At 30.8% G+C, this 14,021-nt stretch carries 14 protein-coding genes; 7 read left to right on the forward strand and 7 right to left on the reverse strand.

What is annotated here, in order from left to right:
• The first annotated feature begins 130 nt into the window (after positions 1 to 130).
• From FRY74_RS06655 to rsmG, 3 genes are read left to right on the forward strand one after another with little or no spacing between them, the layout of a single operon-like run.
• A complete protein-coding gene (locus tag FRY74_RS06655; RefSeq protein WP_147099845.1) occupies positions 131 to 1,282 on the forward strand; it encodes a glycosyltransferase in 1,152 nt (383 codons plus the stop codon).
• A complete protein-coding gene (locus tag FRY74_RS06660) occupies positions 1,273 to 1,881 on the forward strand; it encodes an RNA polymerase sigma factor (protein ID WP_147099846.1) in 609 nt (202 codons plus the stop codon). Before FRY74_RS06655 ends, FRY74_RS06660 begins: the two co-directional genes overlap by 10 nt.
• Positions 1,882 to 1,894: 13 nt before the next feature.
• Positions 1,895 to 2,533 carry a 16S rRNA (guanine(527)-N(7))-methyltransferase RsmG gene (rsmG, locus tag FRY74_RS06665; RefSeq protein ID WP_147099848.1) on the forward strand — a complete coding sequence of 213 codons (639 nt, stop codon included), beginning with the start codon at positions 1,895 to 1,897 and terminating at the stop codon, positions 2,531 to 2,533.
• 4 nt (positions 2,534 to 2,537) lie between these two features.
• Here rsmG and FRY74_RS06670 read toward each other — a convergent pair whose 3' ends face one another.
• Entirely contained in the window at positions 2,538 to 3,302 is a 765-nt protein-coding gene (locus FRY74_RS06670) for a YdcF family protein (protein ID WP_147099850.1), read from the reverse strand.
• Complete coding sequence (hemH, locus tag FRY74_RS06675) at positions 3,302 to 4,324, reverse strand: ferrochelatase (RefSeq protein ID WP_147099852.1); 1,023 nt, start codon at positions 4,322 to 4,324, stop codon at positions 3,302 to 3,304. The genes FRY74_RS06670 and hemH overlap by 1 nt, the downstream gene beginning before the upstream one ends.
• A 60-nt stretch (positions 4,325 to 4,384) precedes the next feature.
• Here hemH and FRY74_RS06680 point away from each other — a divergent pair, with 60 nt between their 5' ends.
• Positions 4,385 to 4,945 (forward strand): CopD family protein, encoded by a 561-nt coding sequence (locus tag FRY74_RS06680; protein WP_147099854.1) that lies wholly within the window; start codon positions 4,385 to 4,387, stop codon positions 4,943 to 4,945.
• Here the strand turns inward: FRY74_RS06680 and FRY74_RS06685 are convergent.
• The 4 genes from FRY74_RS06685 to FRY74_RS06700 are packed head-to-tail and all read right to left on the reverse strand — an operon-like array spanning position 4,942 to position 8,024.
• Positions 4,942 to 5,823 (reverse strand): UbiA family prenyltransferase, encoded by an 882-nt coding sequence (locus FRY74_RS06685; protein WP_223265841.1) that lies wholly within the window; start codon positions 5,821 to 5,823, stop codon positions 4,942 to 4,944. The genes FRY74_RS06680 and FRY74_RS06685 overlap by 4 nt on opposite strands.
• Before the next feature lie 11 nt (positions 5,824 to 5,834).
• A complete protein-coding gene (locus FRY74_RS06690) occupies positions 5,835 to 6,518 on the reverse strand; it encodes a hypothetical protein (protein ID WP_170227971.1) in 684 nt (227 codons plus the stop codon).
• The gene (locus tag FRY74_RS06695; RefSeq protein WP_147099860.1) at positions 6,506 to 7,138 is read right to left on the reverse strand and encodes a leucine-rich repeat domain-containing protein; all 633 of its coding nucleotides are present in this window, start codon (positions 7,136 to 7,138) and stop codon (positions 6,506 to 6,508) included. The genes FRY74_RS06690 and FRY74_RS06695 overlap by 13 nt, the downstream gene beginning before the upstream one ends.
• The gene (locus FRY74_RS06700; protein WP_147099861.1) at positions 7,098 to 8,024 is read right to left on the reverse strand and encodes a bifunctional riboflavin kinase/FAD synthetase; all 927 of its coding nucleotides are present in this window, start codon (positions 8,022 to 8,024) and stop codon (positions 7,098 to 7,100) included. The genes FRY74_RS06695 and FRY74_RS06700 overlap by 41 nt, the downstream gene beginning before the upstream one ends.
• A gap of 185 nt (positions 8,025 to 8,209) precedes the next feature.
• On the opposite strand from FRY74_RS06700, the gene atpD reads away from it, so the two are divergent.
• Both atpD and atpC read left to right on the forward strand, forming a co-directional pair.
• The gene (gene atpD / locus FRY74_RS06705) at positions 8,210 to 9,712 is read left to right on the forward strand and encodes a F0F1 ATP synthase subunit beta (protein WP_147099863.1); all 1,503 of its coding nucleotides are present in this window, start codon (positions 8,210 to 8,212) and stop codon (positions 9,710 to 9,712) included.
• Between the two features lie 28 nt (positions 9,713 to 9,740).
• Positions 9,741 to 9,977 carry an ATP synthase F1 subunit epsilon gene (gene atpC, locus FRY74_RS06710; protein ID WP_147099865.1) on the forward strand — a complete coding sequence of 79 codons (237 nt, stop codon included), beginning with the start codon at positions 9,741 to 9,743 and terminating at the stop codon, positions 9,975 to 9,977.
• A 54-nt stretch (positions 9,978 to 10,031) separates the two neighbouring features.
• Here atpC and FRY74_RS06715 read toward each other — a convergent pair whose 3' ends face one another.
• Positions 10,032 to 10,457 (reverse strand): hypothetical protein, encoded by a 426-nt coding sequence (locus FRY74_RS06715; protein WP_147099866.1) that lies wholly within the window; start codon positions 10,455 to 10,457, stop codon positions 10,032 to 10,034.
• A gap of 88 nt (positions 10,458 to 10,545) precedes the next feature.
• On the opposite strand from FRY74_RS06715, the gene mfd reads away from it, so the two are divergent.
• Entirely contained in the window at positions 10,546 to 13,899 is a 3,354-nt protein-coding gene (gene mfd / locus FRY74_RS06720; protein ID WP_147099868.1) for a transcription-repair coupling factor, read from the forward strand.
• The last annotated feature ends 122 nt before the right edge of the window (positions 13,900 to 14,021 follow it).

Consider the following 14,021-nt stretch of genomic DNA (forward strand, 5'->3'; position numbering starts at 1 on the left):
GATTAAAGCTTTTTTAGGGCGAAAAATCAATTGTTATTAACTAATTGTGTTTAAAAACTTGGCCAAAGATAATTATTTAGCCAATAGTAAGAGGTTACTTTTGAAGCAGTAATTAATTTGAAAAGAAATAATGTTTAACAACCTTTCCGATAACTTCTTATTCATTGAGTTTAATGATGTTTTTGATTATTTAGTTTTGGGGTTTTTAATTATTGCTTTTATCCAATTAATGATTTATTTATTCATTTTTTCTCGCTTGGCATTTTTCAAAAATAAAAATGAAACTTCAAATAAAAGTGAGCCTATATCTGTAATTATTTGTGCTAAAAATGAGAGAGATAATTTATTAAAATTTTTACCAGACTTTTTAAATCAAGATTATCCAAATTTTGAAGTAATTGTTGTTAACGACCACTCTGTAGATGATACCGAAGATGTATTGAAGGCCTATACAATGCAGTTTAAGCATTTAAAAGTTGTTAATGTTCCAGACAATGACCGCTTTTATGGGAGCAAGAAATTTGCATTAACCTTAGGGATAAAAGCTGCTCAATACGATAATGTTTTGTTAACTGATGCTGATTGCAAGCCTGCTTCAAAAAAATGGATTCAATTGATGTCAGAATATGCTGCCAATAAAAAAATTATACTAGGTTTTGGCGCTTATGAAAAGCAAAAAGGTTTATTAAATAAATTGATTCGTTTTGATACCCTTTTTACGGCAACTCAATATTTATCTTTTGCACTTTTAAAATTGCCATATATGGGGGTTGGAAGAAATTTAGCTTATAACAAGGAGTTGTTTTTTTCAGTTAAAGGCTTCTCTTCTCATCAGCATATTTTATCCGGAGATGATGACTTGTTTGTAAATGAAGTTGCTAACTCTAAAAACACTCAAATTGTAATTGAAGAAGAAGCCCATACAGTATCGGTACCAAAAGCAACATTTAAATTATGGCTAAGGCAAAAAAAACGTCATTTTTCTACTGGAAAATATTACAAATTTGGACATAAGTTGATGTTAAGCATTTATCCACTTACGTTATTAATTTTTGTCTTGTTATTTATTAGCTTGGTCATTCAACAAATTTCTATTCATCTAATAGTTGGGGTATTCCTGCTTAGATTATTAATACAATTGCTTATATTTATAAAAATAGAAAAAAGGTTGGGTAGCAAAGATTTATGGTTTTTAGCTCCAATTTTAGAATTGTTTTTCATGTTTTTTAATCCTTTATTATTAATTTCAAACTTTATAAAAAAGAACACTAAATGGAGTTAAACTCAAATTTATCACCTAAAGCTCAAATAGATTTTGATTTGGTTGTTAGAGCTCGTGAATCTCAAGATGAGAGAGCTTATGCTGAGTTAATGACAAAGTATAGAGATGCTATCTTTTTTATGATGTTGAAAATGGTTAAGAACAATGACGATGCTGATGATTTAACAATTGAGGCATTTGGAAAGGCTTTTAATCGATTACATCAATACACTCCTAACTATGCTTTTAGTACATGGTTGTTTCGTATTGCAACCAATAATTGTATCGATTTTATCAGAAAAAAGAAAATGGTAACATTTTCTATTGATAAAGAATTTGGAGATGAAGAAGGTGGTGGAGTAACTTTTGAAATAAGAGATGAGCGTTTAGATCCTGAAGAACGATTTATTAGAAAGCAGAAGATTAGAATTATGCGTGAAATTGTGGAACACTTAAAACCACGTTATAAGAATTTAATTGTATTGCGTTATTTTAGAGAGTTGTCGTATGATGAAATTGCTGAAGAAACAGAATTGCCTATAGGAACTGTTAAAGCTCAATTGTTTAGAGCAAGAGAGCAGCTATACAACTTAATTCAGCATAAAAAAGGAAATTTTTAAGATTATCTCTTTTATGAGTTCATCAATTAAAAACATCACAAAATATTTTCCAGATTTATCTGAAGTGCAAATTGCTCAATTTGAAAAACTAGAGGAATTATATAAGTTTTGGAATGCTCAAATTAATGTTGTTTCTAGAAAAGATATTGATGAACTTTATGTGAAGCATGTACTACATTCATTAGCCATTTCCAAAGTAGTGAACTTTAAAAAAGGGACTAAAATTTTAGATGTAGGCACGGGTGGAGGGTTTCCAGGTATTCCATTAGCAATATTGTATCCAGAGTGCGATTTTTTGTTAGTTGACTCTATCGGTAAAAAGATTAAAGTAGTAAATGAAGTTGCTTTAGGACTTGGGTTAACGAATGTAAAAGGAAAACATGCCAGAGCAGAAGAAATAAAAGACCAATTTGATTTTGTAGTAACCCGAGCCGTAACTCGAATAAATAATTTTATTCCTTGGGTAAAAGGAAAGTTAAGTCCCGAAAGTTTTAATGATATTAAAAATGGAATACTCTTTTTAAAAGGAGGAGACTTGGCGGAGGAAATTGCTGAAAGTGGTAAAAAAGTGGAGTTATATCCAATACCTAATTATTTTTCAGAAGATTTTTTTGAAACAAAAGTGGTAGTTTACACTCGCGTAAAGAAGTGATTTTTTAGCAGTAGCCCATTATTTTATAAGTCGTAAACCCAATCCATTCTTTAATTAGCATTTGCCATCTTCTTAGACTATCTGAGTCAGGTATAAACAAATGATCAAATAGAAATTTGCGGGGACCAGATTGGTGGTCAACACTAAATGGGGTGATAGATAATCCAACTTTTGTAAAACAACTTTTAGCTCTAGGCATGTGGAAAGCAGATGTTACTAACAGGTAATTCCCATTTTTATATTCGTTGTTTAAAATTTTAGCACTGTATACAGCATTTTCTCTGGTGTTTATCGATTCACTTTCAATAATTAAATCTTTTTCAGGTATGCCAATATCTAATAAATAAGATTTAATGAATAAAGCTTCTTTTTCGTTGGGGTTCATTAGTTGTCCAGAACCACTGCTTATCATTATTTTTTTTGCTTTACCAGTTTTATAAAGTTTTATTCCTGCCATTAACCTATCTGTTGCTGAATGAAATTGTATTAAGTTTTGTTTTGAATCAAAATTGCTAAATCCTCCTAGAACAATTACTACATCGTAGGTTTTAGTTATATCGCTATAAGTTATACTTCTATCTTCATAAGCTCTTACAAATTCATCTGCAATAAAAGCATTTGAAAAAAAGTAAAAGCAAATTAATGAAGCCCAAAGTAGCCTTTTTTTAAGGATGTCTTTTTTTGTTAGAATTCCCCATAATAACAATCCAAAAATCCATACAATGGGAGTAGTTAGAAAAAATAATATCTTAGATAAGAAGAAAAACATTACTTGGTAGCTAGTTGCTCCAAAGCTTCAATCCATAATGGGCTTTCGTTTAAACTTTCTACCAATTGCCAGTTTTCGCCACCATTCTCATGGAAAATTTCTTTAAACTCTTCGCCAACTTCAATAGTTGTTTCAAGGCAGTCAGCAATAAATGAAGGAGAAAAAGCTAAAACGCTCTTGATACCGTTTTTTGGAAAATCTGCAGTTACAATATCAGAGTATGGTTTTAACCATGGATCACGTGCGCGAGTTTCTAAACGAGATTGAAAAGCTGTTTGATACTCTCCTTCTTTTAAATTCATTGCCTTGGCAATTAAGCGAGTCGTTTCATAACATTGAGCTCTATAGCATAATGTGTTTTTAGTAGAGTATATTGAACAACAATTATCATCTAATTTACAATGTCCATTATCACAGTCTTTTAAAATGTGGCGTTCAGGTATCCCATGATAACTAAATAATACCTTGTCATATTTTCCAGTACTCCAGTGTTTTAGTCCGTTTTCAGCAAAAGCTTCAATAAATTTAGGATTTGAAACAAAATTTTCAACAAATCTAACTTTTGTGTTAAAGTTTATTTTTTTCAATTCTTCTTTTACTTTTTCAATACTTGATTTAGTACTTGATGAAGCATATTGAGGATATAGAGGTATAACGACTAAATCTGTAATGTTTTGAGATTTTAATTTTTTTAGCACACTATTAATAGATGGGCTTTGGTAACGCATTGCAAGTTCAACAGTATAATCGTTTCCTAATTTATTTTGCAATAAACCTTTAACTTTCTTTCCGTAATGAAATAAAGGTGAGCCGTTTTCCGTCCATAATTCTTGGTATATTTTAGCAGATTTAGGGCCTCTAAATGGCGAGATAATTAAATGAATTAATAACCAACGAGCAATGTATGGTAAATCAATTACATATTTATCCATTAAAAATTCACGTAAATATTTTCTTACATCACTAACAGATGGACTGTCAGGTGTTCCAAGATTGACTAGTAAAACTCCTTTTTTTTGCATTTCACAAAAGTACTTACAATTGCACTTTTATGTATAAATTCGTTGAGTAAATATTTACTTATGGACTATTTTTATTTAAAAGCATTACACATCATTTTTGTAGTTACCTGGTTTGCAGGCCTTTTTTACATAGTTAGACTATTTGTATATCATGTGGAAGCCGAAGGAGAAGAGGAGAATGCTAAGGTTGTTTTACAAAAGCAATATAAGTTAATGAGTAAGCGTTTGTGGTATGGAATTACTTGGCCATCAGCAATTATTACTGCAATTTTTGCCTTTTGGTTGCTGTTTGGAACAGAAGTAGGTAAGTCATATCTTTTAAGTCCATGGATGCATATTAAACTAACTTTTGTTGTAGCTCTTTATGTGTATCATTTTTTATGTCATCGAATATTTGTACAGCTTCAAAATAATCAAATTAAATATTCATCATTTAAACTTCGAATATGGAATGAAGTTGCTACTGTTTTGCTTTTTGCAATTGTGTTTTTGGTGGTTTTAAAAAATAATATTGGCTGGGTTTGGGGAGTTGTAGGTTTGTTGTTGTTTTCTGTTTTATTAATGATGGGTATTAAAATTTACAAAAAGAAACGAGAAAAGACACAAGAAAAAATAGACTAGTATTCAAATATTAATACAGCTAGATACATCAATACCATTGTCCCTTCAATTAGTCCAGAAAAGAATAATTCTGGTCGTTTTGGTGAAGAAAACGCTATCAATATTCCTGTAATAAAAAGGGCAATACTTGTGGCTGTAAATTGCTCGTAAGAAATATGATTTAAATTTAATTGGTAGTATTTTAAAATCATAAACACAACTAATAAAAGCTCAGAAAGTACAATTGTTTTTTTTACGCCAATTTTAGCAGGAATTGTTTTAACATTTGCAGCTAAATCATATCTTAAATCTCTGATGTCAAATGGCAATGTAATCGCAAGAATAAAAAGAAACTGTTCGGTAATTAATAATATAAAATTTTGATTGTAATCAAACATATCATTACTGTGGTTTAAAAAGGGGAGAGCGGTTGTAACAAAAGACCAAACGATAGCAATTATTATTATTTTAATGTAAGGGTAGTTTCTCAAAGCAATTTTTTTTCCATTAAGGTTAAAAAACGGAACAACATAAAAAATAGATAAAAATGCTAACGGAGCTATAAATTTTAATAGTTGAAAGGACAAGAAGAATAGCATTATTATGCATGTTATACTTGCTAAAATAGATGTTAGGAGCAGGATTTTTCTGTTGCGTACTATCCAACTTAATCTTATCCCAATCTGTTTACCTAAAAGCTCACTGTAATTTATTCGTAAAATTCGTTGAATATTATATGTGAAATAAGTTGCGCAAAAAACAAATATTAGTAGGAAGTATTTATTTTTTTGAGGTAATTCTAATAATATATATGATTGATGAGTAAGAAGTGTTACGCATAATGAAACAAAGATGTTGCTATATATTACAGAACGAATTAAAAAAATTAAAGCTCTCAAAAATAAAGTTGCTAGTTAATAATTAATCCAACTAAGAAGCCAGCAGCAGTTCCAATTATACTGCTTTTTAGTGCGTTTTGAGTTCGTTTGCTTCTCGCTACCCTTTCGTAGCCTCTTAAGTATTCATCATCTTTAATGTGATCGGTATTAGTTAGTTTTTTTTGTTTTAACCGAGTAGGAAAAGGAAGGGTAAGTGTTGTGTAAACTAATGGAGCAGTAACATAAATAAAGGATTGATCTTTTTGCATTAAATATCCGGCAGCGCCACCAATAATTAATCCAGTAATGTTGGCTACGGGTGAAGAAAATGATTCGTAGGCTCCACGCTCACCATAAACAAACATTTTCATATCTTCAACTTTTAAAAAATTTCCTTCTAAAGTGTCAAATTTGTAGATTACATTTTCGGTATTGTTTTGGTTGTAAGAAAATAAGCGATAAGTGTCAACTGTAAATTCTTTGTTTTTGGTGTCTTTAAAAGTAAGTTCGTAATTGTTTTTAGAAAGTATTGAGCCTTCAACTTCTTTGCCATTTAAGAATAATAATTTATCTTGAGCTTGAAGGTTTTCACCTAAAAGCATAGCAATTAAAAGTGTTAAAATTAGATAGGTTTTGTTCATCAATTCAATATACGGAATAAGACCTTTTTTAGTTGGTTTTGCACAAATGTAATTATATAGTTTTAGAAACCACAATTACACGATTTCGAAAAATGAATTTTTGTTTCGGGCAATAATTCTTTAATTTTTTTATGCTCTTCAGGACTCATTAAGATAACCCTCATGTCAATTTCTTTAAGCGATCCGCTTAATAGTTCAATTTCTGCAGGTAAAAAACCAATATCATTTCCCCAAACATCTAAAAAAGTTAATTTTTTTAAATTACTAATTTCTGAAGGTAAAGAGGTTAGTTCATTTTGGTTAAGAATTAGTGTTTTTAATTCAGTTAACAGTCCTAATTCTTCAGGTATTGAAGGGATTTTGTTGTTAGAGAAATTTAATTCTTGAAGATGTGGAAAGATTGAAATTTTACGAGGAAAATAAATCAATTTATTTCGACTAGCATCTAAGGCTTGTAAATTTTTAAAATTATAGATTTCTTCAGGCAATTCATTTAGCTTCATTTTTTTTAAAGAAAGCTTATAAACTTTTAAAGGGTCTATTTTTAAAGCTTGTTCTAATGTGAGTTCTTTAATTGTATCTAAAGCTTCTTTTTCAAAAGCTTGGGCATTAACCTCTAAGCTAATAGAAATAAAAATAAAAGCAGGTAAAATTTTAGCTAAGAAGCTGTACAGAAGTTTTTTTGTCAATTTCAAGTTGTTGTTTTAATTCATCAAGTTTATCAAATTTCTGTTCATCTCTAATACGATCAATAAACTCAATTCTAATTTCATTATTATATATGTTAGCATTAAAGTTAAAAATATTTACCTCAATAGTAATGTCGTTGCCGTTTAAAGTAGGACGATTACCAATATTAAGCATTCCGTTGTATTTTATCTTGTTAAGAATAATGTTTACAGCATAAACACCGTTTGCAGGAATAAGCTTATACCATTCTTTAACTTTAATATTTGCAGTAGGAAATCCGATTTCTCTACCAATTTTTTCTCCTTCAACAACCGTACCCTTTATAAAATAATGGTACCCTAAAAACTGATTAGCAGCTTTAATATTTCCATTGTTTAAGGAGTTTCTAACTTTAGTAGAGCTAATGTTTATTTGCTCAATATCTTGAGCTGGAATTTCTTCAACTTCAAATCCGTATAAAGGACCAAATTCTTTTAAATGTATAAAAGAACCTTCTCTGTTTCGTCCAAAGTGGTGGTCGTAACCAATAACTAATTTGTGAGTATTTAATTTAGAAACAAGAATATCTCTAACAAACTCAATAGAACTTAATCGAGAAAATTCTTTCGAAAAAGGATGGATGATTAAATGATCAATACCTGATTTTTTTAATAATTCAATTCGTTCGTCAATTGTGTTTAATAATCTTAAATCGGTGTTTTCTGGTTGTAAAACCATTCTTGGATGAGGAAAAAAAGTTAAGAGAACTGTTTCACCTCCAAAATTTTGAGCAGCTTGTTTTAGTTTGTTTAAAATAACATTGTGTCCAAGATGAACGCCATCAAATGTTCCAGTAGTAGTTACCGATTTATTTGTAGCTTTAAATTCGTCAATGTTGTAATAAATTTTCACTTGAAAATAAGTGTGTTTAAAAATTATAAATTCAATTACTTTAAGGGCTACAAATATCTATATTTAATTCAACTCAACATAGAAAAAAATATATTAATAAAACCTTTGTTTTTTATCGATAAATTATACTACTTTTGCAGCCGATAAAAAGACATTAAAATACTTAAATATAAAATCTTAAAAAGATGTCAAACAAGACCGGAAAAATAACTCAAATAATCGGGCCAGTAATCGACGTTAGTTTTGAAAACGCTGATCAACTACCTGATATTTTAGATGCGTTGATTATAACGAAAGATAACGGACAAAAAATTGTTCTTGAATGTCAACAACATGTTGGAGAAGATGTGGTAAGAGCCATAGCAATGGATGCTAGTGATGGATTAAGAAGGGGGATGGATGTAATTGCTACAGGAGAGCCAATTATTATGCCTAAAGGAGATCAAATTAGAGGTCGTTTATTCAATGTAATCGGAGAGGCTATTGACGGTATTGGAGAGGTTTCTAAAGAAGGTGGTTACGCTATTCACAGAGATCCACCTAAGTTTGAAGACTTAACAACTTCTACTGAAGTTTTATTTACAGGTATTAAAGTAATCGATTTAATTGAGCCTTATTCTAAAGGTGGTAAAATTGGTTTGTTTGGTGGTGCTGGTGTTGGTAAAACGGTATTAATTATGGAATTAATTAATAACATTGCTAAAGGTCACTCAGGATTATCTGTATTTGCTGGAGTAGGAGAGAGAACAAGAGAAGGGAATGACTTGTTGAGAGAGATGATTGAGTCTGGTGTAATTAAATATGGTAAAGAATTTGAAGAATCGATGTCACAAGGTGGATGGGATTTATCTAAAGTAGATAAAGAAGGTCTATCAGAATCGATGGCAACATTAGTTTTCGGACAAATGAATGAGCCTCCAGGAGCAAGAGCAAGAGTTGCTTTATCTGGATTAACATTAGCTGAATATTTTAGAGATGGTGAAGGAGATGGTAAAGGGAAAGATATCTTATTCTTTATTGATAATATCTTTAGATTTACACAAGCAGGTTCTGAAGTATCAGCATTATTAGGGCGTATGCCTTCTGCGGTAGGTTACCAACCTACATTAGCTTCTGAAATGGGAGCAATGCAAGAGCGTATTACTTCAACTAAATCTGGTTCAATTACATCTGTACAAGCAGTATATGTTCCTGCGGATGATTTAACGGATCCAGCTCCAGCTACAACGTTTGCTCACTTAGATGCCACGACTGTACTTTCTCGTAAAATTGCAGAGTTAGGTATTTATCCAGCGGTTGATCCATTGGATTCTACTTCAAGAATTTTATCTCCAGATGTAGTTGGTCATGAACATTATGATACAGCTCAAAGAGTTAAAGAAACTTTACAACGATACAAAGAGTTACAAGACATTATTGCAATTTTAGGTATGGATGAATTATCTGAAGAAGATAAATTGACTGTACATAGAGCAAGACGTGTTCAACGTTTCTTATCACAACCTTTCCACGTAGCTGAGCAGTTTACTGGATTAAAAGGTGTGTTAGTATCAATTGAAGATACAATTAAAGGGTTTAACATGATTATGGATGGAGAAGTTGATCAATATCCTGAGGCAGCATTTAACTTAGTAGGTTCTATTGAAGAAGCTATTGAGAAAGGACAAAAAATGCTTGCTGAAGTTTAATATCCTTTTAATTTAAAAAATTTATACAATGCAATTAGAAATAATAACACCAGAAAAGAAAATTTACAGTGGAGATGTAACTGCGGTAAACTTACCTGGTTCTGATGGTTCATTTGGTTTGTTAGAAAATCACGCTCCAATAATTTCAACATTAAAAGTTGGAACAATTAAAGTGTTTGAAAAAGACAATAGTGAAAAGTCATTTGATGTGAAAGGTGGCGTTATTGAAATGAATAACAATAAAATTATTGTTTTAGCAGAGTAAATTAATTTTTATAGATAGTAAGTAAAAAAGCCAAACTTATATGTTTGGCTTTTTTTATTCATAATTATACTGTTCGTAGGTTATCGATTTTGTTACTTTTTTCCTGAGTCCTTTTGGTAATTCTCCTGTATTTCGATATTCGGTTAACACATTTACTAATTTCTTTTTTCTATACTTAATTAATGTATAAGAGCCATGTAAAAACATAGGAATGCTAACAACTGATAGCCCAGCTCCAATTACAGGAAAAATTAAAAAGACACCAGCAGTAATGGGTAAAAATGACATTTCACCTTTTGCATTATTATCTTTTTTATCAAAAAAGATTTCGATAACAGCAGCAGAAGTATCGTTTATAGAATATTTTCCTAAAAAATCGGAATAAGTTAATTTCCTAGCTTTAACCTCGGTACTGTCAGACCCAGCGAAGCTTTTTATTGCAATAAGGCATAGCAGTAAAATAAGAAGGAATTTATTCATTAAGTAATTTTTTAGCTAAAGTAGAAACTTAAATTAAAATATCCATAACTCATTTCATACAAACTGATTAAATATTAATTTCGCTGTAATGAATATTCCTGAGTTAAAAGCACTTTTTAATAAAGCAAAGCACACCGAATTAATTGTTAGTCAACTTCAAAATAATGAGTTGTCGCATATTCACTTGCAAGGAATGGTTGGTTCTTCTCCTGCTTTTGTAGGTAATGCTTTATATCATAATTTCCCAGTCAATCAATTATTCATTTTAAATGATAAAGAAGAAGCGGCTTATTTTTATAATGATTTAGAGCATATTGTTGGAGAGGAAAAGGTGTTATTTTTTCCGGCATCATATAAGGTAGCCTATCAAATAGAAGAAACGGATAATGCCAATATTTTATTAAGAGCTGAGGTTTTAAATGCTTTAACCAAGAAAAGTAGCACTAAAATCATAGTGACATTTCCTGATGCGTTATCGGAAAAAGTAGTAACTAAAAAGAATTTAGAACAAAATACGTTTAGAATTAACGAGGGAGATGAACTTTCGATTGAGTTTATAAATGATGTATTATTTGAATACGGTTTTGAACGAGAAGATTTTGTGGTTGAACCTGGTCAATTTGCCATTCGAGGTGGAATAGTAGATGTTTTCTCGTTTAGTAATGATAATCCTTATCGAATAGAGTTTTTTGGAGATGAGGTGGAATCAATAAGAACTTTCGATCCAGTTTCTCAATTAAGTATTCAAACTTATAAGCGATTAGCGATTATTCCAAATGTTCAAACTACATTATTAAAAGAAAGTAGAGAAAGCTTTTTGGATTTTATGCCTAAAAATACGGTGTTGTGGTGTAAAGATATTCAACTAACGGCTAACCAAATTCAAAAAGACTTTGATAAAGCTTTAACCGCTTATAAAGAAGTTGAAAATTCTCCTTTACAACATTTAAAACCTGAAGAAATATTTTCTGATAAAGAAAGTTTTTTAAGGGAGATAGTACAAAAAAATATTATTGAATTTGGAACGCAGTTTTATACCAAATCAGATTTAACGATTGTATATCATCAAAAACCACAACCAAGTTTTAATAAAAACTTTACCTTGCTTCACGATGATATTCAAGCAAAAAAAGAAGATGGTTTTACAAACATCATCTTATCTGATAATACTAAACAAGTTGAGCGTTTAGAAGCAATATTCGAAGACATAGGCAAAGAGCTAGCTGTAAGTTCTATTTTGCTACCCTTGCATGAAGGTTTTTTAGATGAGGATTTAAAACTTAGTTGTTATACCGATCACCAAATATTTAATCGTTATCAACGATTTAAATTAAAAGATGCTTACAATAAAAAGAATGAAGCACTTACATTAAAAGAACTTCATGGCTTGTCGCCTGGCGATTTTATAACACACATCGATCACGGTGTTGGACGATTTTCGGGATTAGAGAAAATTGATGTGAATGGAAAAATGCAAGAAGCCATTCGTATTATCTATTCTGATAACGATTTGCTTTATGTAAATATTCATTCATTACATAAAATAACCAAGTTTGTTGGTAAGGATGGAACACCACCTAAAGTACATCGACTAGGTTCTAATACATGGCAAAAAACGAAGCAAAAAGCAAAATCTAAAATTAAAGAAGTAGCTTTTGATTTAATAAAATTATATGCCAAGCGTAAAGCAAACAAAGGCTTTCAGTTTTCTCCTGATACATACCTACAAAATGAATTAGAGGCTTCATTTGTATATGAGGATACACCAGACCAACTTTCAGCAACTATAGATGTGAAAAAAGACATGGAAGCTGAATCGCCAATGGATAGGTTGGTGTGTGGAGATGTTGGTTTTGGTAAAACAGAAATAGCAATACGAGCTGCATTTAAAGCTGTAGCAGACAGTAAGCAAGTAGCTATTTTAGTTCCTACAACTATTTTAGCTTTACAGCATTATAAAACCTTTAAAAAGCGTTTAAAAGATTTTCCTTGTACGGTAGATTATATTAATCGTTTTAAAACTCCAAAACAGCAAAAAGAAACCATAGCCAAAGTAGCAAATGGTGAGGTAGATATTTTAATTGGAACACATCGAATAGTTGGGAAAGATGTTAAGTTTTTAGATTTAGGTTTGTTAATTATAGATGAAGAACAGAAGTTTGGCGTAGCAGTAAAAGATAAACTAAAATTGTTAAAAGCTAATGTTGATACATTAACGTTAACAGCAACACCAATACCAAGAACGCTTCAGTTTTCGTTAATGGCTGCTAGAGATTTATCAAACATTACTACACCACCACCAAACAGACAACCAGTAGAAACTCGTTTGCAGGTGTTTAATGAAGAGGTTATACGTGATGCTATAAGTTATGAAGTAAGTAGAGGTGGACAAGTGTTTTTTATCAATAATCGAGTAGAAAACATACAAGAAGTTGCAGGAATGATTTCAAGACTTTGCCCAGATGTGAGTGTATTAATTGCTCACGGACAAATGAAAGGAGATGAGTTAGAGCAAAAAATGATGGCTTTTGTAGATGGGGAGTATGATGTGCTAGTTGCAACAACTATTATAGAATCGGGCTTAGATATACCTAATGCAAATACGATTATAATAAACAATGCCAATCATTTTGGATTAAGCGATTTACACCAAATGAGAGGTAGAGTTGGGCGTTCGAACAAAAAAGCATTTTGTTATTTAATGGCACCTAGTATGCACGAGTTAACTCCAGAAGCTAGAAAAAGATTAACAGCAATTGAGCAATTTTCTGATTTAGGTAGTGGTTTTCAAATTGCTTTGCGTGATTTAGATATCCGTGGAGCTGGTAATTTATTAGGTGGAGAACAAAGTGGGTTTATTTCGGATATTGGTTTTGATATGTATCAGAAAATATTGCAAGAAGCAATTGATGAACTGAAAGAAAATGAGTTTAAAGATTTGTATGCTGAGGAATTAGCAACTAAAGATTTTGTGAAAGATTGTCAGTTAGAAACCGATTTAGAAATTTTAATACCAGATAGTTATTTAACCAACATTGCCGAACGCTTAAATGTTTACCGAAACATAGATGCTTTAGCTACCGAAGAAGCTTTAGAAACCTATAAAAAACACTTGGTTGACCGTTTTGGCGAATTGCCAAAAGAAACAGAAGATTTATTTGAAGCCATTCGTTTACGATGGATTGCCCAAAAAATTGGATTTGAAAAGTTGGTGTTGAAACAGAAAAAACTAATCGGTTATTTTATTATTAATCAAGATTCGCTTTATTACCAATCAGCAGTATTTACTAACGTTTTAAAACACGTACAAAGCAATCCTCACGTTTGTAAAATGAAAGAAAAAAACAACAAGTTGAGTTTGGTTTTTGAAAATGTAAATGGAATTAAAGCTGCAATAAGTTTGTTGCAACCGATTACAGAAGTAAGTGCAGTAGCTAATTAACCCCTTGAACTTTCCTGAATATAACTGAAAACATCAAAAAAGAATGGTTTACTTGATAAAAAGTAAAGTTTATTTGTCATTTTGAAAAATAGGTGTATATTTGTGTCAAATAAACTTTACAA

It is taken from the genome of Vicingus serpentipes, assembly GCF_007993035.1.
GTDB classification, from domain to species: domain Bacteria; phylum Bacteroidota; class Bacteroidia; order Flavobacteriales_E; family Vicingaceae; genus Vicingus; species Vicingus serpentipes.

What these genes read in the sequence shown, in the direction of transcription:
- FRY74_RS06655 (WP_147099845.1), top strand. Translation starts at nt 131, where the DNA reads ATGTTTAACAACCTTTCCGATAACTTCTTATTCATTGAGTTTAATGAT.
- FRY74_RS06660 (WP_147099846.1), top strand. Translation starts at nt 1,273, where the DNA reads ATGGAGTTAAACTCAAATTTATCACCTAAAGCTCAAATAGATTTTGAT.
- rsmG (WP_147099848.1), top strand. Translation starts at nt 1,895, where the DNA reads ATGAGTTCATCAATTAAAAACATCACAAAATATTTTCCAGATTTATCT.
- FRY74_RS06670 (WP_147099850.1), bottom strand. Translation starts at nt 3,302, where the DNA reads ATGTTTTTCTTCTTATCTAAGATATTATTTTTTCTAACTACTCCCATT.
- hemH (WP_147099852.1), bottom strand. Translation starts at nt 4,324, where the DNA reads ATGCAAAAAAAAGGAGTTTTACTAGTCAATCTTGGAACACCTGACAGT.
- FRY74_RS06680 (WP_147099854.1), top strand. Translation starts at nt 4,385, where the DNA reads ATGGACTATTTTTATTTAAAAGCATTACACATCATTTTTGTAGTTACC.
- atpD (WP_147099863.1), top strand. Translation starts at nt 8,210, where the DNA reads ATGTCAAACAAGACCGGAAAAATAACTCAAATAATCGGGCCAGTAATC.
- atpC (WP_147099865.1), top strand. Translation starts at nt 9,741, where the DNA reads ATGCAATTAGAAATAATAACACCAGAAAAGAAAATTTACAGTGGAGAT.
- FRY74_RS06715 (WP_147099866.1), bottom strand. Translation starts at nt 10,457, where the DNA reads ATGAATAAATTCCTTCTTATTTTACTGCTATGCCTTATTGCAATAAAA.
- mfd (WP_147099868.1), top strand. Translation starts at nt 10,546, where the DNA reads ATGAATATTCCTGAGTTAAAAGCACTTTTTAATAAAGCAAAGCACACC.